This is a genomic window from Chryseobacterium vietnamense (assembly GCF_031454475.1).
Classification (GTDB): Bacteria; Bacteroidota; Bacteroidia; order Flavobacteriales; family Weeksellaceae; genus Chryseobacterium; species Chryseobacterium vietnamense.
On the sequence record NZ_JAVDQX010000002.1, the window covers coordinates 113474 to 134378 of the forward strand.

The window sequence follows — 20905 nt, forward strand, 5'->3', positions numbered from 1 at the left end:
TTAAATGATATGTAAATAATTTATTTATTCTTTTTATAGAAATTTACCCCGCATTCAAGGAACTTTTTGAAGTCCTCTTTAGGCATATATCCTGAAACAGGTGTGTTAATTACTTTTCCATCAGGAGTTATTAAAACATAGTGAGGCTGAGAATTATTGTTAAAGTTCACCTGCTGAAATAAGCTCCATCGGTCTCCAATTGTTTTTACCTTTTTGATTTGTCCGTCCCCAAGGTCAATTTTGGTTTTCTGATCCTCAGGAAGTTCTTCTTTGTCATCTACATATAAGGAAGCTAATACGACATCATTCTGAAGGATCGGCAGAATGTCCGGCTCGCTCCAAACAAATTCCTCCATTTTTCTACAGTTTTCACATCCGTATCCTGTAAAGTCAATTAGGATGGGTTTATCCTCTTTTTTAGCCAGTTCTATTGCTTTGAAGAAGTCGTGTTCCGGATGCATTCCTAAAATTCCGTCTTTTTCATCATGGAAATAGCTTACGTTCAGAGGAGGTAAAATTCCGCTTAATAATTGAAGTTTCGGACGTTCGGATGGGATTAACCCTTGAATAAGGTAGATCACAAAACCAATTCCCAATACCCCCAATATTTTTCTTGTGACAGAGATTTTAGGCTTTTTATCATCATGCGGGAATCTGATCAATCCTAATAAATACAATGCCAATCCTAATGCAATAATGATCCAGATCGCAATGAAAAGTTCTCTTTTTAAGAAGAATGTTTTGGATACAAGATCAGCTTTAGATAAAAATTTCAATGCCAAAGCCAGTTCTACGAATCCTAAAACTACTTTTACCGTATTCATCCATCCTCCGGATTTCGGAAGACTTTGTAATGCCTGCGGGAACAATGCCAGCAACCCAAAAATAATGGCCCATGCCAGCCCGAATCCTGCCAACGCAAAAGTCAGCAGCATAGGAACATTGGATGAACCTGTCACGGCGCTTCCCAGTAAACTTCCTAAAATAGGACCTGTACATGAGAAAGAAACAATCACAAGGGTTAATGCCATGAAGAAAATACCGATAATTCCTCCTGCCTCTTCCGCTTTGGAAGATTTATTGGCAATAGAACTTGGCAGCGTAATATCATAATACCCGAAGAAACTTCCGGCAAAGAAGATGAATATAATAAAGAATGCAATATTCAGCCATACACTTGTTGAAATCTCGTTGAAGATATTTCCGGCAATTCCGTCAATAATATGGAAAGGAATACTTAGTAAAACAAAGATCAGAAGAATGAAAAAACCGTAAATAAGTGCATCTCTTTTTCCTTTTGCCTTGTTTTTGCTCCCTTTGGTAAAGAAAGAAACCGTCAGCGGAATCATCGGGAAAACACATGGTGTAAGCAAGGCAATTAACCCTCCGATAAATCCAAGGAATAGATATGTCCAGTAATTTTCATCCACTTTGGTAGACGCTGTACCGCAATCAGTCAAAGGTTTTTTGAAATCGATGGTTGCAATTTTCAGCTGCTTGGGATCCAGTTTTGAAGTTTCTGTGATCGTAGCTTCTGTTTTTGCTGGATTTTCAGTAACCGTTTCAGTAATTTTTACAGAGTCTTTTACAGGACCTGTGGTTTCCTCAGTTGCGGCCTCTTCCGTTGCACCTTTTGGGGTAACTTTTTGGTTGAATTCTAATGTATTGGGAGCCAGACAAACTCTGTCGTCACAAGTCTGATAGGTAATTTCAGAAGTAACATCTGCGGGTTTTGTCGGATCTTTTAATTTAAATTTCTGCTTAAATCCGGCAGAATTGGAGTAGAATACAATGGTCCCTCCAAAGGCTTCAGAAAATTCTTCATGTTTTTTACCGGCTTCGGTAAATTTTCCAATCAACTCAATATTCTTCCCTGTTACTTTATACTCCGTCGGAATTCCGGTATCTTCCGGTAAATCTTTAGAGTAAATGTGCCATCCGCTTTCCATGGTAGCATTCAATACCGCTTCGTATTGATTGTTTCCCAGTTCGTTGATGGTGAATTTAAACTTTACAGGATTTTTTATCTGCGCATTAATTCCTGTCGCTAAAAATAGTAGAATTAATAAAAACCAATTTCTAAATTTCATTGTTCATTTCATTAAAGTTTTGAGACTCCATTTCGTTTTCTCATTCTTTGCATATCTTCTGTTTTCCCTTAAGAACAGCTGTCGAATACAGTATTTTTCCTAATGAGTGCGTGTCCGGATTTTTTGCCTCGCTAAAATAGATAATTTTTCGTCCCTAAAAAATTTAGAAACTTTCTTTTTTTAAGCCTGATGCGTAAAATATTTTATCATATGCTCCAATCACAATACATATGTTGCTTATTTTGCATTCAAAATGATTATTGATTTTTTCAATTTTGCCAACTTGGTATGATCATTTGAATTTTTACCAGGATAGAAAAACTGGAAAAATCAATTCAGATTTTTTAAAATATCTTCTACTGATGCTCTTTTTTTATAATCGGGATCAAAATGTCTCCATGTAATTTCTTTACCTTCATTAAGAATGAATGTTGCGGATACAGGAAGTCGTCCTGAATGATCTGATCTGCTGTCAGCAAAATCCTCCTTTAATTTTGAATTGTAAAAATTAAGAGTTTCACTATCAGGAGTGTAAAGAACATCAAATGCTTCTGCAATTTTATACCCTTCGTCATATAAAACAGTATAGTCTGTCTTTGTTTTACTGATCGTCTTCTCTATAAATTCCGGTTTTTCGGGAGAAATAATAACGAGTTTTGCATTTTTCGACTTCAATTCCGGAGACAGATTCTGTAATGTTTCAATATATTTGTTACAGTACGGGCACCATTGTCCGCGGATAAAAACAACCACCAGTTTTTTGTTTTCTTTTGATGAAGAAAATGTATTTCCCAGGTGATCTTTCGCATTGAAATTATCAATTTTATCTCCTACCATTTTTCCTTTTACCTGATCTAAAGTTTTACCTGACTGGGGCATTTTTTTTTCCAGAACAGATGCTCCTACGCCTAAAAACTGTTCTGCATTATAATATCCGAAATCATATTGAACCAGTTTCCCATTAGAATCCAGGAATAAAAAGGAAGGATAGTTGACCACTTTAAACTCTTTGGCGAGTCCCAGACCTTCTTTTTCTGCGTCTATGGCAAGGTTTACAAAATTTTTGTTGAACATCTCTCCAACTCTGGTGTCTGTGAAGGTGTTTTTTGCCATGAGCTTGCATGGGCCGCACCATGTGGTGAACAGGTCAATGAAGATAAGTTTATTCTCTTTTGCCGCTATTTTTTTCGCCGCCTCTAAATCAATTTTTTGAAAACTGATACCTGTGCTTTGTGCATTCAATGAAATTCCTATTGCTATAAGAAAACTCAAAATGATTTTTTTAAACATATATTTCTTTTCTTATTAGGTTCCCTGATCCATAAAAAAATCACCCATCATTAAATTACTTTTTTTTAATAACTTGATTGTCAGGTAGAAAAAACACTGTTGTTTTTTATCTTTTTGATCTGTTCTACACATTTGTATTTTTGATTCTGAGCATTATGCCTGCTTGAATACTGATACTTGTTCTGGATTTCCTCAATACTTTTATTTTCAATAAAAATGTCATGGATCAGATTCTGGCAGTGTGAAGAAATAGACTTGATATAACCCGCCAGCTTTTCCCAATAATATCTTTCATCTTCAATGGCAGCACTTATTTCCTGCTGATGTTCTATGAAATAGATTTCGGGAGACTCTATATAAAAATTTCTGTTTCTTAATTTTTTTAACCACAGATTTTTAACAATTCCGATAATGTAGTTTCCCAGACAGGTTTGAACTTTAAACTCATCGGCATTCAGTTTTTCATACAGAATGAGCAGGACATCCTGGAAAATATCTTCTGCATCTTGCAGATTCCCTTTATTCCTGAGAATGAATTTTTGAGTATAACCAAAATACTGTTGGTATAAAATTCCAAAAGCTATATTGCTGTCTTTCTTAAAATCATCAACAGCTAACGAATTAGTTGTTTTTCTGTCCACGTTACAGTTATCTTTTTTTGAGTTGTCCTGTCTGCCTGATACCTGCGATCCTGTCTGAGAGGGATGACGCCCAGAATATGGTTTCCAAAGTCACATAATAACCAGATATTTTCCCTGACCAAGGCAGATAATTTTTCGTCCCTAAAAAATTTAGAAACTTTCTTTTTCCCTGAAAATCCTGTTGGATAAAATTCATCTCCATCCTGTTGTTTTCTCAAAAGAAGAGGGAACTGGAGCTTTTCAGCATCGAAGTCCCATTCAAATTCTTTATTGATTTCAACAATGTTTTCAAGATCATCTACGAGATCGATGCTGATCTGGTTTTCGGAAAAATCAAAGTGGTCAATCAGTACTATTTCTTCCGGAGTTTCCTTTTTTCCACTTTTATCAATAAAGATCAGTTCATCACGATTGACGATCAGCTGATAATCTTTTGAAAAAAAAGAACTGTTGTTTTCTGCTTTAAAAATTTTGGGGATTTCTTCCTCCTGATTAAATCCGTATTTCTTTAAAATTTCAAATTTTACGAAATCACTTTCCAGATCCAGCTTTTCCTTTGATAAGATTTTATAGTTTTGGTTAAATAGGGTAAGGCGTTTTTCTATCTCCTGAATTTGTTCATGAACAAAATCCTTAGTCTGATTAAGATATAAAGAACTCTTTCTGAAATTTTCCAGAAAATGATCGTTGGTTTCCATCAGCATCGGAACAATCTCATTCCTGATCTTATTCCTCAGATAATCACTCTTTTTATTAGAAAGATCTTCCCGGAATTCAATAGTATGCTGCTCAGCAAACTGATAAATTTCTTTTTTTGAAACACTTAAAAGGGGACGAAGGATTTTATTATCATTCGGAGGAATTCCACTCAATCCATTGATGCCTGCAGCTTTGGAAAGATTAATGATGAACGTTTCCAGCTGATCATTAAGATGATGGGCAGTAACGAGAAATTCCAGTTTTTCTTTTTCCTGAATTTCTTTAAAAAAGGCGTACCGAAGCTCTCTTGCCCAGAGCTGGATAGAATTTTCAGGCTTATGATCTTTTTCCGAAACTTCATACAGATGAAATTTTATATGATTTTTCTCACAAAAATCCTGCACCGTTTTCTGGTCCATATCCGAATCATTCCCCCGAAGTTTATAATTGATATGCGCTACCTGAAACTGAAACCTGGCATCTTGAATTTCCTGCTTTAAATCCCTGAATAATGAGGCTAAAACCATAGAATCTGCTCCTCCGCTTACTGCTAAAAGATAGGAGTGGTTTTCCGGCTCGTGAACAAGATTTTTTAATTGACTGATAAAGGTTAATTTATTCAACATCGATGTTGAGAATTTCTTTTATGCAAAGATAACCGATATAATTCAATTGAATTTTCCTAACTTTGAGTAGTCTAAAAATGATTATTTATGAAGATTTTAAAAATTTTAGCAGTTTCTGCAATGGCGCTGGGGATGACATCATGTGTCAGCAAAAAGCAGTATGATGCTTTGAGCACAAACTATAAGCAGTGTATTGAAAATATTGGAGAAAGACAGAGAGAAATTCAGGATTTGAAATCTCAAAACTCTGCATTGGCAGGTGAAAACAACTTGTTGAAAAGCCAGCATGATGCTTTAAAATCATCACTTGATGCATGTCTGTCCAATACTGGAAAAAGTTCTGCAAACATTGATAAACTGGTAGGAGAAATCAATGCTTCCAATTCTTATATCAAGCAATTGATCTCCAGTAATGCTAAAAATGACAGTCTGAACCTTGCATTGTCTAATAAGCTGAAGAGATCTTTGGATAATGTATCAGATGAAGATGTACAGGTGAAAGTACTGAAAGGTGTTGTAATGATCTCTCTTTCAGATAAAATGCTATATAAAACCGGAGACTACAATATTCTACCTGCAGCTCAGGAAGTGTTAGGTAAAGTAGCGAAAGTTATCAACGACTACGATAAATACTCAGTATTAATTGAAGGTAACACGGATAACGCTCCGTTGAACTCTCCAAATCTTCCGAGAGACAACTGGGATCTTTCTGCGTTAAGAGGTACTTCTGTTGCTAAAGTTCTTCAGACTCAGTTTGGAGTAGATCCGGCAAGAATTACTGCCGGCGGACGTTCTGAATACAACCCGAAAGCAACTAACATGAGCGTTTCAGGAAGATCAGAAAACAGAAGAACGGAAATCATCATTATGCCTAAACTTGATGAGTTTATGAAACTGATGGATATCGCTCCTAAGAAATAATGACTAAACCCTATATCATCATAAATCCCGAAGCAATTCGGGATTTGTTTTTTTATCAACCGGCCTGTTTGGGAATATATTCTGTTGATATTTTTTTCTTTGAAGAAAAAACAGTCTTTTTAGCGGGCTGTTCAAAGTAAAAGTTGGTGATATTCCAGACGATCATAATGGCTGAAAAATAATATAAATTCAGTACGAGCGCAATTCCTATATGCATAGAGATGGTAAGAAAAAGCCATATTTTCTGTGTAGGTTTGTACCAGATAAAGAACGGGTAGCACATCTCAATGATAATGGTGCTCCATCCGATCAGACTTACAATATAAGAGTGTTCTGCCAGCCAGCTGAAATCAATATTCAGGTCTCTGTTGGAATAGGGAAGATGAATGGCTTTCCATATAGATTCACCGTTCCACCAGTTGAAACCTAAAGCTTTGTCAAGTCCGGAAAAGAAATAGGCCATAGAAATATGAACCTGGAATAATCTTTTGACCGGAGTGAAATTACGATCATCCGGTTTTCTGCTGAAAATAAAATTCCTTAGCGAAAAATGCTGATCAGCAGGAAAAATAATCAGATAAAATAAGGACATGCTCGTGAAAAAATCTGCACCGTAAGCAAAGAATGAACTTCCTTTGAGCAATGCAATCTGCAGTATAAGTAACAGAAGTGCTGACACTCTTGAATACAACCCGATGATGATAAAAACACAAAACGTAATAAACGACACCTTGGTTATTACTATTGTTGTACTTTCTTCAATTCCGAAAGTTTGTAAGAAACTGACAATTTTTGAAAACGTAATCAGCCAGTCTGGAGTGAAAACACCCATAATATCCTGTGGAATAATACTGCTGCTTGAAAATAATTTGTTAAAATCCGGCAACACTGCAGTAAACTGTAATAGGATAACGATTCCTATGGCCACCCGGAAGAAACTTAAGAATTCTGTTTGGTTATCTTGTTTGAAAAAGAAATTTTCAATTTTGTTGTAGAGTATATTCAGCTTTTTCATCACTTTAGTATTTGAATTCATCAATAAGGATAAGGTTTTCATTCGTTTTTCCTTTTTTGAAATCTGCAATAGTAGGGTAGTCGTACAGATAAAGTTTTGTGGTAATGCTGGCCGCATTTGGGTTTTCTGCCATCACATGGGCAGCAATCTGTCTGATGATAATATCCAGATATTGATAGTATTTTTTATCGTATATATTTTTAGTGGAAATTTTATCAAGAAACATATTGAAGACAGTGGTATATCTCACCCGGCTTTCTTTGTTTTTAAAGTAGGGAAGTGTTTTTTGTTCCACAACCTTTCCATTCTTATCTCTTAATTCAAAACTCATGACAAAGTCGCTGGCAACATTCGGTGCGTAGAAACCATATCCCGTATCAAAACCAGTGTAAGAAGTAAATATGTTGACAGGCTTTGACTGGGCAATGTCTTCAGCAATACTATAGGCCAATGGTTTTTCATAGTTTTTGTCTTCATAATAAAAACCATAATATCCATCAAATGTTCCTTTCATACCAATTGTAAAGACTACCAGCAGAATAATGAAAATTCCGGATAACTGAAGTTTTTTTTTCATGGCAAAAAAATTAAGAAAAGGCTGTCTTCAGACTAAAAACAGCCTTTTTAGGTTATTTGTAATTCACCAATACGTTATTCAGTTTTACATTGATTCTGGGATCAATAGCTGTATTGGTTTTGTAAGATTTTATAATCACATTGGTAAGATTTCTTCTACCCATAGTAGGTGGGCAGATGGTGTATTCTTCTGCTCCTCTAACAGTTAATCTGCCTAAAGAGGCGATGTCTTTCTGGCTTAGTAAAGCAACATTGGTAGCAACCTGGTTGTTTTGAATTGCATAATAATCTGTTCCCAATTCTTTAGCTCCATATTTTTTCAGGATGCCTTCTACTTTTGCTCTCAGATCACCGTATTTTTTCCAGTCGATATTAGCTTTCATTAAACATCCGCGGATTACATACTGTCTGTTGATTTTGTATATAATAAAATTGGTACCCAAACTGTTCTGATGAAGTTTCTGAAGGCTTAACAAACTTTTCATGTCTTCATCTGAAATTTTTTTAACATCTTTCAGAATGTAATTATTGTCTACAATGTAATTGCCTTTTTCTTTGTAAAAAGACATCTCCTGAGGTTTTAGCTGGGAAAATATCATAACAAGTCCCACTATTGCTCCGATTAATAATAAAGTCTTTGTTTTCATGTGGCTGCTTTTAAAATATCCCTACTCTTTTTAGGATTTTCGGGTTCCTCCTTGATTTGAATGTTTCATGGTTGGAAAACTTATCTCAAAGGTAGAGGCATGCAGGAAATTACATACGGGTGTTTTTCCTGTTTTTTATGAGGATTTTGACTTTTAAAGAAGGAATATTAATCAGAATTTTTGAAAAGCAGCCTTTGTTCAAAGAGATTTTAAGCTGATTGGATAAACTTAAAATATGACTCTGATAAAAGATTTTTAGAATGAACTTGGTAAGTGCTGTAGAATGAATGTTGGGAAAATGGAAATGAGATCCCATAGTGTAAAAAAAATAAATCCCGAAGGTGGCCGGGATCTATTCTTAATCAAATTAATTCTTCCTTTTTCAGGAGCGAAATAATTCGTTGCAAAAATGAAGTGGATATTTCTGTCTTACTTTTTGCTGCAGAAGAATCAGTTCTACTTTTCAGTACAACTTTTGTGTGATTCTCATGGTTAGTTTGTGTCTCTCCTGCAATCATCATGTTTTCTCTTAGTGTTTTTACCCCTTATTCTTACTGCAAACTTAAAGCTAATACCACAAAAATAACATCCGTGTTTTCCCGGTATTTTATATGGGGTTTTCACTGATATGTAGGTTTTTATACGCTCGAAAAATAATTTTTAGGTATATAATTAGTTGATTAATAAAAGAATATGTATATTTAAGTCCCTGATAAAGGAAATACATAAAGAGGTATCCGAAAATCTAAAGAGTAGGAAATTAATACTAAACTAAAATCATTATGAAAAATTTAAAAAAACTTTCAAGAGGAGAAATGAAAACTGTACAAGGTGCTATTAACGGGTGTAATCCACAGATATTTTGTACCAGCCCACAAACACAGTGTTGCCCGGGATGGGTTTGTGCTGGTATAAGACAATATTGTATAGCCATATAATGGCTTTTTACATACAATTTAGATCTTGCTAAGAAAAAGAGAGGGATTAATTTCTCTCTTTTTTTGTATCTTCTTGTTGAATTTAAAAACTAGCTTTAAAATCCTTAAATTTGTTTAAATTAAAATGGTATGAGTTTTTTTGAAGAAAAGAATCCTGAAATGGACAGATATTTGGAGGCACATGCTTCTTCGGAATCCGAAATTCTGAAAAAGCTGCGAAGAGAGACGTATCAGAAAACAACACAGCCTCACATGATTTCCGGATATCAGCAGGGAAGACTTTTGACGATTATTTCCCAGATGCTGCAGCCGAAAAACATTCTTGAAATAGGAACATTTACCGGATATGCTACTTTATGTCTTGCATCAGGACTGGCAAAAGACGGAAAAATTACAACACTGGATGTGAATGAGGATCTTGCCTATCTTCCTAAAAAATATTTTGAGTCTAGTGAATATGCCAGTCAGATTGATTTTAAACTTCAGGATGCCAAGGAATATTTAAAAGAAACAGATGAATTTTTTGATCTGGTTTTTGTAGACGCTGATAAAGAAAATTATGCTGACTATTTCAGACTGATTAAACCCCATACAAAGTCAGGAACGGTGATTCTTTTTGATAATGTATTGTGGTATGGAAAAGTGCTGGAAGAAAATCCGAAGCTGAAATCTACCCAGTCTATCCAGGAATTGAATGATTTGGCAGCAAAAGACGAAGATTTTGAAAATCTTATTTTACCTTTGCGTGATGGAGTCAACTTTCTACGCAGAAAGTAACTAAATATTCAAGGATTAAACATTTAAAGAAGTATACATTATATTGTAATCTTTAAATTATTCAATCTTTAAATTGAAAATTAATGAATAAAGGAGTTTGTATTGTTACAGTAGCGCCGGTTCGTGCAGAAAATTCTGACAGAGCTGAAATTGTTACGGAAATATTGTTTGGGGAAAGTGCAGATATTTTGGAAGTAGATAAAAACTGGACCAGAATAAAGATGCATTATGATGGCTATGAAGGATGGATGGATACCAAACAGCTGAAACCTGTGACAGACGAAGAGCTGGCCAAAAGAAAATTGACTGTCGTTACCGAAGATTTTTCTTCCGTATTAATGAACGATGGGAAAACTTTACTCTCTATGGGGTCCGAAGTGGAATTCCCGGTGGTAGCTTCAAGAAGAAGCCATGATGTGCGTGAAAGTATCGCTCTTACAGCAAAAGAATTCCTGAACGTACCATATCTGTGGGGAGGGAAAAGTTTTTTTGCGGTAGACTGCTCCGGATTTACCCAATTGGTTTATAAAATTCACAATATAAAAATACCCAGAGACGCTTCACAGCAGGCTGAGGTGGGAGAACCGCTTACTTTCGTAGAAGAAACACAGCCTGGCGATCTTGCGTTCTTTGAAAATGCAGAAGGAAAAATTATCCATGTAGGAATTATGCTGGAAAATCAAAAGATCATCCATGCATCCGGAAAAGTAAGAATTGATACGCTGGATTCCACGGGAATTTTTAATAAAGAAATGAATAAGCATACTCATAAACTGAGAGTGCTGAAAAGTGTAATCTAACCTTAATTCAATCTCATCTGAAATGGAAAATATTCTTTTTATAATTTTTGATATTTTAAATTTTGGATGGGTCGCTTTCTTATGGGGATTTACCCTGAAGAACTTTAGCACTTTGCCAGAGAGAATTCCCGTACATTTTGATATGGAAGGAAAAGCAGACGGATTTGGAGGGAGGGCGTATGCCTTTCTGATGCCTGTATTAGCTTTGGGATTGTATGCGCTGTTCGTATATGGTATGAGACATCCCGAAGACACGAATTTCCCGGTAGAAATTACAGATCAGAATATGAATGCTCAGTTCTTGATTATGAAAATCGGATTGAGAATTCTTTTTGCTGTTCTGGCAATAATTTTTCTGAATCTTCAGGATTATATGTTCAGATATGCGGTTGATGATAAGGCTAAACCCAGAATTTCAATGGCCACTATATTTTTATCAGTTGTTTTATTTACTCCGGCATTACTTTTTATAGCTCATTTGTTTAAATGATACATTCTAAAAATAATTCAGAACATTATAAGTGGGGAAACCAATGCGACAGCTGGATCCTTAAAAATACCCAGGGCTTATCCGTAAAGCAGGAGAAAATGCCTGCAGGAACTTCAGAAAGACTGCACTTTCATCAAGTGGCAGAACAGTTTTTTTATATTCTGAAGGGAGAAGCAGTATTATACATCAATAAAGAAAAATTTTTGGTTCGCCAGGGAGAATCTATATCCATTGAACCCGGAGCAAAGCATTTTATTTCTAATGAAACAGATGAAGAAATTGAGTTTTTAGTCATCTCAAATCCTCCCACGGATCATGACAGAATTGAAATTAAAGAATAAGTAAATGGCTTTTTTATACAATATATTTATCAGTCTTCTTACCTTCGGTATGAAGGTTTTTGCGTTGATTAATGATAAAACTAAAAAAGGCGTTGAAGGGAGAGGGCAGTCTTTAAATATAGTAAAGTCTGTACTTTCAAAAACAGATAAAGTGATCTGGATGCATGCGGCAAGCCTTGGTGAATATGAGCAGGGATTACCTGTTCTGGAGAAACTGAAAGAGAACTTTCCACAACACAAGATCCTGGTGACCTTTTTCTCGCCGTCAGGGTATGAAAATGTTGTTAAAAAGAAACATATTGCGGACGTTATCTGTTATTTGCCTTTCGACAATAAAAAGACTGTAAAAGAATTTACAGAACAATTTAATGCTGAACTATTCTTTACGGTTAAATACGATTATTGGTACAACCTCCTGGCTGAACTGAAGAGTAGGGGGACGAAGATTTATGTTATTTCGGCGTTGTTCTACGAAAGACAGTCTTTCTTTACTTCCTATGGAAAATGGTTTGTAAAGCAGCTTCAGAAAAATGTAGATTGGTTTTTCCACCAGACTCAGTTTTCATTGGCTTTGGCGAAAAGTGTTGGATTAACGAAGTCTACTGTAACTGGTGATACAAGATTTGACAGAGTAAAACAGCTCCGTGAAAGAAATAATCATGTAGAGTTCATTGCTGACTTTATTGGTGAGAAAAAAGCGGTTGTTTTCGGAAGTTCATGGCAGGCGGAAGAGAAAATAGCAGAAGTGGTTTCGCGTAAAAATAATATGGTAAAACTTATCATAGCACCTCATGATCTGAAGCGAGTGGAACATTTGAAAAATAGATTCCAGGATGCTTTACTGTACAGCGAAATACAGAATACTCAAGGGATGACTTTTGATACGCAGGTTCTGATTATAGACAGTATTGGTTTATTATCAAAACTATACTCTTATGCGGATGTAGCTGTTGTAGGAGGAGGATTTCATGATGCCGGACTTCACAATATTCTGGAAGCCGCTACGTTCGGTGTTCCGGTGATTTTCGGGAATCATTATAAAAAGAATCCGGAAGCTGACGACCTTATCTCAGCAAATGGCGGAAAATCTTTCTCGGACGAGTATGCAGCCTCAGAATTTGTGTTATTTCTCGTGAATGAAGATAACCGAGAAGAACTTACTTCAATCTCCGGAAATGCGGGAAAATTTGTAGATGGGAAACCAGATTCTACCAGAATGATACTTCAGAAAATCTTAGCGTAAATATCCCTGACTTTTCATTTCCTTCATGATCTGATCAATGTTTTCTGGAATTCTGTCGCATTCCAGCCAGTTGAGGTCAAGACCATTATTGGTACACAATTTTTGAAGATAATGGTTTTCTGCTATTTTCTTGTGAGTATCACGAAGATATTCATCAATTTCCATCCAGTAATCTTCGTCCAGTTTTTTTACCAGAATCAATGATTTAAAGACTTTATTGATAATATAAATATAAAGCTTGTAAACATTGTCGAACCTTTGTCTGCTAAGGTCGCTGTTGTTTTCCAATATCTTGTTGACAAGAAGAAGATTCAGTGAGATCTCACCGAATTTATCAGTGGTAATTTTTACATGCTCTGTAATCTCAGCACTTATTTTTCGAACAGTGGAAAGGAAATATTTGGCATTTCCCACATATTTTGAAGCGAGAAGAACCTGTTCTTTCACATGTTCTTCCATGGCATCTCTTTTATCATCCGTAGTTTCCGGATCAATGAGTTCAAAATAGAGTTTTTTCGACAATAATTTATCCTTTCTCAGGAGTCTGAAAATTAGTTTGTCCTTTTCCGCTCCGGAAAAAGCACTCAGAGCAGCTTTGAACTCTTTTGAATATTCCATTAATTAAAAATTTTCGAATATTTCAGGAATCCGTTTATTGCCCAATTGGCAGTATAATACAATGATTTTACTGTTGAGAATCCCATGAAATCTTTATAGACAAGATATTGATCTTTGATGATATTTTTTTTATTTCTTGAAACACTGTTTTCACGCATCCTGTATTTTGCCAGTGTTTTTTTTACCGGAATCCCTTCCGGAATTACTTTTAAAAGATTCAGCCACATGACATGATCTTCACGTTTGCTTTTTACAGGGAACAAAAATTTGCCAACTCTCTGAGTGTCATACATGGTAGAAACCGGTGCCAAACGGCATGTTTTCAACAGATTCGAGAATGTAACCACTTTGTCTGCCAAAAAATCTTTCAGAATAGGCTGAAGCTGTTCATCGCATCTTGAATAATTACAATAAACAAGTTCTGCACTGTGATCCTTCATATAATCTGTCATCGTTTGCAGATACTCAGGATACCAATAGTCATCAGAATCCAGAAAAGCGATATATCTTCCCTGAGCTCTTTCCAGGCTGTTATTTCTGGCATTTCCTGCACCACCGTTTTTCTCCAGCACCTGCAGTTTTATTCTCGGATCATTATATTTTCTGATGATCTCCACAGTAGTATCTTTGGAAAGGTCATCTGTAATCAGCCATTCCCAGTTTTCATAGGTTTGGTTAAGAACAGACTGTATGGTTTCCTCGATAAATTCTGCAGAATTATAACAGGGAGTAATGATGGAGACAAGATCTTTCATTTGTGTTTTTTAAACTGCTAAATTATAAAAATCTTTTTTCATAAAGATGCCAGGAGCTTATACCTACTGCAATTACCACCAACATACATACCAAAGCCATTACAAATGGATTGTAATCTTCAAATAATCCTAAAGTCTGGAAAGTCCTGATAATAGGGAAATGGAAAATGTAGATTCCATAGGTGAAATCCCCGTATTTTCCAAAATTATTTAAGAATTTGAATGAATAAGCAATGTACATTACGATAACACCGATCATCATTGGAGAAAAAAGCTGGATTTTTAAAAATAAATCAATCCACACTGTGGCGATAGCAATGATGAAAATTATATTTTTATGTTTGATAAACTTGTCAAAATTAAAATAGATCAACATTCCCGGGATAAAATAGGATAATGTTCCAGGAAGTTGTTTGGCTAACGAAATTTTATTTAAGGATTCAAAATAATTGAGATAAATAAGTGATAAAAAGTATAAGATAATCAAACTTATATTTCTGTATTTATTATTCTTTCCGAAAAGCAAAAACAACAAAGGTACCGCAAAATAGTAGCACATTTCTATTTTAAGTGTCCATAGGGCTCCATTTACTGCCTGATTCCCAAAAACTCCGGGAAGCCATGGTGCTTTAAAATTTAAAAATAATGAATTCCAGAAAAGGTATTTGTAAACCTGTGTATTGCTGAAATATTCGGTGAAGGAATAAGTGCTGACTAAGCTTAATAAAATGGCACATAAAAAAATTACCAATAAGTAAGCGGGAACAATTCTTTTGATTCTCTTTTTCAAATAACTTTTCAGGCTTGAAGATCTTTCATAGCTCCTTGCAATAAGAAATCCACTCACTGCAAAGAAACCGAAAACGGCAATTTCAATGGGACTGTGCTCAAAGATCTTGAGATCAGGAGAAGCGCTGAGGGTGCCAAGATGTCCAAGAAAGACAATAAAGGCAAGGAGAACACGTATAAAATCAAAATTGTTTTTCGTAATATCCTGCATTTGTATTTTGTTTCCTGCAAAAATAACTTTTTTAATAGAATGAATGATGCTCATGTATTCATTATTTCTTAAATAAAGGGAAAATAGGGTGTCACTATTTTAAAATATATATAAATAATCGCCGATGAAATAATTTTTCATAAAAAATAGTAATATAAATCAAAAAAATTATAATTTTAGCGCTTGAAAAAATTGATCTATGAAGAAATTAGCATTACTATTTGCAGGTTTATCCTTGTTTGTTGCAGCTACAGGCTGTAGTAATGACAATGATACTGTTCTGGAAGCTCCTCTTGTTGGGACATGGCAACCGTTAAAAGAAGTAGTTACCACGGTAGAAGTTGGGGAAGACCCGGTTTCTAACACGATTACTTATACAGATTGTCAAAAAAAGACAAGATGGTGGTTTAGTGTTGACTCTAAAGGAGGGAAGACGAACTGGGGAGATACTGCTACACCGGGTCAGTGTGCTATTCTTTCAGATATAAAATTCAATTATACTTATAATAAGGAAGGGAAAGACGTTCAGATGAAAATCCAGGGAATAGTGGAGCCGCAAAATGCAAAGGTTATTACTTTGGATGCTACAACGCTCAATCTTGCGGTAAGAGAGGAGACTCAGGATCCTACTATATTCCAGACAAGAACATATACCTTCAAAAGAGTTACTCAATAATAGTATATACTTCAGGATATAAAACAGATCTCATCTCCGGATGGGATTTTTTTGTTGAGGATAGAATTGCAATTCATTATAAATTCAATTTCTATTTACTTTAAAATCATTATTTTTGTGAATCTTGACAAAAAGATAAATAATTCAGTCTAACATATAACATATATATCAAGTGTTTTACGATCATCAGCAGATAGAAAAAAAGTGGCAGAAATACTGGGAGGAAAATCAAACCTATAAAACCTCTAATAACACAGACAAACCTAAGTTTTATGTACTCGATATGTTCCCGTACCCATCAGGAGCAGGACTTCACGTAGGTCACCCGCTGGGATATATTGCATCCGATATCTATGCGAGATACAAAAGACATCAGGGGTTTAATGTACTTCACCCGGTAGGATATGACAGCTTTGGACTTCCTGCTGAACAGTATGCTATTCAGACAGGACAGCATCCGGCTATTACTACAGAACAGAACATCAACAGATACGAAGAGCAGCTGAAAAAAATCGGGTTCTCATTCGACTGGAGCAGAGAAGTAAGAACTTCTGATGCTTCTTACTATAAATGGACACAATGGATTTTTATCCAGTTGTATCATTCATGGTATAATAAATATACAGATAAGGCGGAATCTATTGATTCTTTAATTCAGCATTTTGAAGAAAAAGGGACAGAAGGATTAAATGCCAATCAGAACGACGAATTAAATTTCACTGCAGAAGAGTGGAAGAATGCTTCTGATATTGATAAAGAAGATATCCTTTTAAATTATCGTCTGGCTTACAGAGCTGAAACTACTGTGAACTGGTGTCCTGCATTAGGAACTGTACTGGCCAACGATGAAGTGAAAGACGGTAAATCTGAAAGAGGAGGATTCCCTGTTTTTCAAAAGAAAATGATGCAGTGGAGTATGAGAATTTCTGCGTACTCTGAAAGATTGTTACAGGGATTAAATACTTTAGATTGGCCGCAGCCATTGAAAGATTCTCAGGAATACTGGATTGGAAAATCTCAGGGAGCACAGGTTCGTTTCAAAGTAGAAGGACATGACGAGACTGTTGAGGTATTTACAACAAGACCTGACACCATCTTTGGAGCAACCTTTATGGTATTGGCTCCGGAAAATCCTTTAGTGGAAACCATTACTACGGATGCTCAAAAAGTAGAAGTAGATACTTATATAGAAGAAACTTCTAAAAAGACGGAGAGAGACAGAATGTCTGACGTGAAAAACGTGAGCGGAGCTTTCACCGGCAGTTATGCGATCAACCCTTTCAGCAATGAAAAAATGCCAATCTATATTTCAGACTATGTGTTGATGGGATATGGAACAGGAGCAGTGATGGCGGTTCCGGCACATGATGAGCGTGACCACAGATTTGCGAAGAAATTTAATCTTGAAATCAAGAAAGTTGTAGAAACCGAAGAAGACGTTCAGGAAAAATCTTTTGATTCCAAAGATTCCGTTTGTGTAAACTCTGATTTCTTAAACGGATTACATTATAATGAAGCGAAAGCAAAAATGATTTCTGAGATCGAAGCAAAAGGCATCGGTCACGGAACTACCAACTACAGACAGCGTGATGCTATTTTCTCAAGACAGCGTTATTGGGGAGAACCCGTTCCTATATATTATAAGGATGGAATGCCCTACACGTTGCCTGCTTCTGCTTTACCGTTGGAACTTCCTGAAGTTGAAAAATACTTACCTACAGAAGATGGAGATCCGCCACTGGGAAATGCAAAAGAATTTGCCTGGGATGAGGTAAACCAGAAAGTAGTGGCTACAGATTTAATTGATGATAAAACTATTTTCCCGTTAGAATTATCTACAATGCCAGGTTGGGCAGGAAGCTCATGGTATTTCCTTAGATATATGGATCCGAATGATGAAGAAACTTTTGTTAAAAAAGACTTAGCAGATTATTGGGGACAGGTAGACTTATATATAGGAGGAAGCGAACACGCAACCGGACACTTATTGTATTCCCGTTTCTGGAATATGTTCTTAAAAGACAGAGGATATATTAATCATGATGAACCGTTCCAGAAATTGATCAACCAGGGGATGATCTTAGGGATGAGTGCATTTGTGTATAGAATTGACGGAACCAATCAGTATGTATCTAAAAATTTAGCTAAAGACTACCAGACTCAGCAGATTCACGTAGACGTATCCTTATTAAAAGGAACCTCTGATGACTTGGATACCGAAGCTTTCAAAGCATGGAGACCGGATTATGCTGAGGCAGAATTTATTCTGGAAGACGGAAAATACATTACAGACCGTGAAGTAGAGAAAATGTCCAAGTCAAAATATAATGTAGTCAATCCTGATGACATCTGTGAAGAGTATGGAGCAGACGGATTAAGATTATACGAAATGTTCTTAGGACCGTTGGAACAATCCAAGCCTTGGAATACGCAAGGGCTAAGTGGAGTATATGGTTTCCTTAAAAAATTCTGGAACCTTTATTTCAATGGGGAAGTATTTGAAGTTTCAGACGAAGAACCTACAAAAGCAGAATACAAAGTTTTACATACCTTAATAAAGAAGGTAGTATATGATATTGAGAATTTCTCTTTCAATACCTCAGTATCTTCATTTATGATCGCTGTGAACGAGCTTCAGAAAATAAAATGCAACAAGCGCAATATTTTAGAACCGCTTGCCGTTATCATTTCTCCGTATGCTCCTCACATCTGTGAAGAACTGTGGAGTTTATTAGGAAACGATACATCAATAGAATTTGAAAAATTCCCGGCATTGAATGAGGATTATCTGGTTGAAGATGAAATTGAGTATCCGGTAAGTGTAAATGGTAAAATGAAGTTCAAAATTTCACTTTCCGCTCAATTATCTGCCAAGGAAGTAGAAGATTTGGTGATTTCGAACGAGAAAATGCAACAGATTTTGGAGGGTAAAACCCCTAAAAAAATCATTGTAGTCCCTCACCGTATTGTGAATATCGTAATTTAAAAAAAAATTAACATTGGGAAATTAAAAAAAATGGGTGTCTTATTTTTATGATTTTTTAATTCAAATGTTAAATTTGGAAAAAATAAATAAAATAATTTAAAATAATTACTATTTCGAAATCGTATTAAAAATTCTTTATCAAAAAAAAGCAAAATGTTTAATTAAGACTCTTGCATTTTAATTAATTTTGCCTTTAATTTACACCCTGTAAAATTTTAAAACAATATAATTTAGTTAAATATGGAAATGAATGTTTCAAAAAATGATGAGCAAGTAGTTGCTAGAAAGGCAGGAGGTTTAAATCCAGCTGTTATTATTCCTATTCTATTTGCTATAGGAGTATGTATTTATTTATTCGTTCTTGGTAGCCCAGGAAACTTTAAAGATGCAGATAAACTAGGAAGTGGTTCTGTAGCTTTTTCAACTGTTGAAGGAAAAGACATTCACCCAGAATCGTTTTTAGGTATTATCTACAAAGGAGGGGTTATTGTACCAATCTTGATTACTTTCATGATTACTGTAATCGTTTTCTCTTTTGAAAGATATTTCGTTCTTGGTAAAGCAGCTGGAAAAGGAAACTTAGACAACTTCGTTGTACAAGTAAGAAGCTTACTAAACCAAAACAAAATTGACGAAGCTATCGAAGAGTGTGACAGACAACAAGGTTCTGTTGGTAACGTAGTAAAAGAAGGTCTTACTACTTACAAAGCACTTTCTCACGATACTACATTAAATAAGGAGCAGAAAATGGTAGCTCTTAACAAAGCTATCGAAGAAGCTACTACTCTTGAGATGCCAATGCTTGAGAAAAACATGATGATCCTTTCTACTTTAGGTACTGTTGCAACGTTAGTAGCACTACTTGGAACGGTAATCGGGATGATCAAGGCGTTCTTCGCATTAGGTTCAGGAGGTGGTACTCCGGATGCTGCTGCTCTATCTACAGGTATCTCTGAAGCCTTGATCAACACGGCTTTAGGTATTGGTACTTCAGCAATCGCTATTATCCTTTATAACTTCTTTACATCTAAAATTGACGGATTAACTTACAAGATCGATGAGATCTCTATGAGTATCCAACAATCTTTCGCTGAATTCAACTAAGAATTAGCAAGATATTTGCATTAGCAATTAAAAGAAGTTTAATTAAAAATATTTTATAATAATGGCGAGAGTCAAACCAAAAAGACATGGAGTAATTACGGACATGACTGCAATGTGTGACGTTGCGTTCCTACTCCTTACGTTCTTTATCTTGACCACTCAGTTTAAAAAACCTGACGTGGAGCAGATCAAACCGCCATCTTCAATTTCGGAAAAATTGCTTCCTGATGCTAGTTTAATGACTATCAACGCTACTCCGGATGGAAAATTCTATTTTCAGCCAGTAGAAAATGCATCAGAAAGACTTGCTCTTTTGGATAAAATGGGACAAAAGTATGGTATTACTTTTGACAATAACCAAAAAGCTGCTTTCCAGAAAATTCAGGCAATTGGAGTTCCAATGAACCAACTTAAAGGGTACTTGGATCTGCCTGCAGATGAGCAGAAAAATTATAAGAGTCCTACAGGTATTCCTATGGACAGTACAAATAAGCAATTAATTGATTGGGTAAAAGAAAGTTTGAGCGTTAACCCTGACTACAAGTTAGCGATTAAAGGTGACGTTACAACTGAGTATCCTAAAGTTAAAAGCCTATTTGAGGGTTTAAGAGATATTGATTTTCTTAAATTTTGGTTGATTACATCACAAGAAGGTAAACCTAACGAATAATA

At 35.5% G+C, this 20905-nt stretch carries 21 protein-coding genes; 11 read left to right on the forward strand and 10 right to left on the reverse strand.

The window, feature by feature from the left end:
* Positions 1-20 precede the first annotated feature (20 nt).
* The 4 genes from J2786_RS09765 to tilS all read right to left on the reverse strand — a co-directional run bounded on the left by J2786_RS09765 (position 21) and on the right by tilS (position 5346).
* Positions 21-2090 (reverse strand): protein-disulfide reductase DsbD family protein, encoded by a 2070-nt coding sequence (locus tag J2786_RS09765; RefSeq protein WP_047435602.1) that lies wholly within the window; start codon positions 2088-2090, stop codon positions 21-23.
* Between the two features lie 330 nt (positions 2091-2420).
* The gene (locus J2786_RS09770) at positions 2421-3362 is read right to left on the reverse strand and encodes a redoxin domain-containing protein (protein ID WP_185097570.1); all 942 of its coding nucleotides are present in this window, start codon (positions 3360-3362) and stop codon (positions 2421-2423) included.
* A gap of 98 nt (positions 3363-3460) precedes the next feature.
* A complete protein-coding gene (locus tag J2786_RS09775; protein WP_310024969.1) occupies positions 3461-4021 on the reverse strand; it encodes an RNA polymerase sigma factor in 561 nt (186 codons plus the stop codon).
* Entirely contained in the window at positions 3994-5346 is a 1353-nt protein-coding gene (tilS, locus tag J2786_RS09780) for a tRNA lysidine(34) synthetase TilS (RefSeq protein WP_047435597.1), read from the reverse strand. Before tilS ends, J2786_RS09775 begins: the two co-directional genes overlap by 28 nt.
* Before the next feature lie 87 nt (positions 5347-5433).
* On the opposite strand from tilS, the gene J2786_RS09785 reads away from it, so the two are divergent.
* Positions 5434-6267, forward strand: a complete 834-nt coding sequence (locus J2786_RS09785; protein ID WP_047435593.1) for an OmpA family protein — start codon at positions 5434-5436, stop codon at positions 6265-6267.
* Between the two features lie 55 nt (positions 6268-6322).
* On the opposite strand, the gene J2786_RS09790 is transcribed toward J2786_RS09785, so the two are convergent.
* Genes J2786_RS09790 through J2786_RS09800 form a run of 3 tightly spaced genes read right to left on the reverse strand, consistent with a single transcriptional unit; the run spans position 6323 to position 8505 of the window.
* On the reverse strand, positions 6323-7324 hold the full coding sequence (locus J2786_RS09790; protein WP_310024974.1) for an HTTM domain-containing protein: 1002 nt from the start codon (positions 7322-7324) through the stop codon (positions 6323-6325).
* Entirely contained in the window at positions 7287-7859 is a 573-nt protein-coding gene (locus J2786_RS09795) for a hypothetical protein (protein ID WP_047435590.1), read from the reverse strand. The genes J2786_RS09790 and J2786_RS09795 overlap by 38 nt, the downstream gene beginning before the upstream one ends.
* Before the next feature lie 52 nt (positions 7860-7911).
* Positions 7912-8505, reverse strand: coding sequence for a hypothetical protein (locus J2786_RS09800; protein ID WP_047435587.1), 594 nt, complete (start codon positions 8503-8505; stop codon positions 7912-7914).
* Positions 8506-9287: 782 nt separating this feature from the next.
* Between J2786_RS09800 and J2786_RS23090 the strand changes: the two genes are divergently transcribed.
* The 6 genes from J2786_RS23090 (at position 9288) to J2786_RS09825 (ending at position 13094) form a co-directional block, all read left to right on the forward strand.
* Positions 9288-9443 carry a CCPGW family putative bacteriocin gene (locus J2786_RS23090; protein WP_445343317.1) on the forward strand — a complete coding sequence of 52 codons (156 nt, stop codon included), beginning with the start codon at positions 9288-9290 and terminating at the stop codon, positions 9441-9443.
* A gap of 129 nt (positions 9444-9572) precedes the next feature.
* A complete protein-coding gene (locus J2786_RS09805) occupies positions 9573-10220 on the forward strand; it encodes an O-methyltransferase (protein WP_047435582.1) in 648 nt (215 codons plus the stop codon).
* Between the two features lie 83 nt (positions 10221-10303).
* Positions 10304-11020, forward strand: coding sequence for a C40 family peptidase (locus tag J2786_RS09810; RefSeq protein WP_310024978.1), 717 nt, complete (start codon positions 10304-10306; stop codon positions 11018-11020).
* Positions 11021-11042: 22 nt separating this feature from the next.
* Positions 11043-11510: a DUF1648 domain-containing protein gene (locus J2786_RS09815; RefSeq protein ID WP_052187140.1), complete on the forward strand. Its 468-nt coding sequence runs from the start codon at positions 11043-11045 to the stop codon at positions 11508-11510.
* The gene (locus J2786_RS09820; RefSeq protein WP_047435575.1) at positions 11507-11851 is read left to right on the forward strand and encodes a cupin domain-containing protein; all 345 of its coding nucleotides are present in this window, start codon (positions 11507-11509) and stop codon (positions 11849-11851) included. The genes J2786_RS09815 and J2786_RS09820 overlap by 4 nt, the downstream gene beginning before the upstream one ends.
* A gap of 4 nt (positions 11852-11855) precedes the next feature.
* Positions 11856-13094 carry a 3-deoxy-D-manno-octulosonic acid transferase gene (locus J2786_RS09825; RefSeq protein ID WP_047435572.1) on the forward strand — a complete coding sequence of 413 codons (1239 nt, stop codon included), beginning with the start codon at positions 11856-11858 and terminating at the stop codon, positions 13092-13094.
* Here the strand turns inward: J2786_RS09825 and J2786_RS09830 are convergent.
* The 3 genes from J2786_RS09830 to J2786_RS09840 are packed head-to-tail and all read right to left on the reverse strand — an operon-like array spanning position 13086 to position 15521.
* Positions 13086-13712, reverse strand: coding sequence for a hypothetical protein (locus J2786_RS09830; protein WP_047435570.1), 627 nt, complete (start codon positions 13710-13712; stop codon positions 13086-13088). The two genes, J2786_RS09825 and J2786_RS09830, sit on opposite strands and share 9 nt — an antisense overlap.
* On the reverse strand, positions 13712-14467 hold the full coding sequence (locus J2786_RS09835; protein WP_047435567.1) for a glycosyltransferase family 2 protein: 756 nt from the start codon (positions 14465-14467) through the stop codon (positions 13712-13714). Before J2786_RS09835 ends, J2786_RS09830 begins: the two co-directional genes overlap by 1 nt.
* Before the next feature lie 22 nt (positions 14468-14489).
* Complete coding sequence (locus tag J2786_RS09840) at positions 14490-15521, reverse strand: acyltransferase family protein (protein WP_052187139.1); 1032 nt, start codon at positions 15519-15521, stop codon at positions 14490-14492.
* Positions 15522-15666: 145 nt separating this feature from the next.
* Here J2786_RS09840 and J2786_RS09845 point away from each other — a divergent pair, with 145 nt between their 5' ends.
* The 4 genes from J2786_RS09845 (at position 15667) to J2786_RS09860 (ending at position 20903) form a co-directional block, all read left to right on the forward strand.
* A complete protein-coding gene (locus J2786_RS09845) occupies positions 15667-16143 on the forward strand; it encodes a lipocalin-like domain-containing protein (RefSeq protein ID WP_047435565.1) in 477 nt (158 codons plus the stop codon).
* A gap of 172 nt (positions 16144-16315) precedes the next feature.
* Positions 16316-19129, forward strand: coding sequence for a leucine--tRNA ligase (gene leuS / locus J2786_RS09850; protein WP_047435564.1), 2814 nt, complete (start codon positions 16316-16318; stop codon positions 19127-19129).
* 240 nt (positions 19130-19369) lie between these two features.
* Entirely contained in the window at positions 19370-20233 is an 864-nt protein-coding gene (locus J2786_RS09855; protein WP_047435562.1) for a MotA/TolQ/ExbB proton channel family protein, read from the forward strand.
* Positions 20234-20294: 61 nt separating this feature from the next.
* Positions 20295-20903, forward strand: a complete 609-nt coding sequence (locus tag J2786_RS09860) for an ExbD/TolR family protein (protein ID WP_047435560.1) — start codon at positions 20295-20297, stop codon at positions 20901-20903.
* Positions 20904-20905: the final 2 nt, after the last annotated feature.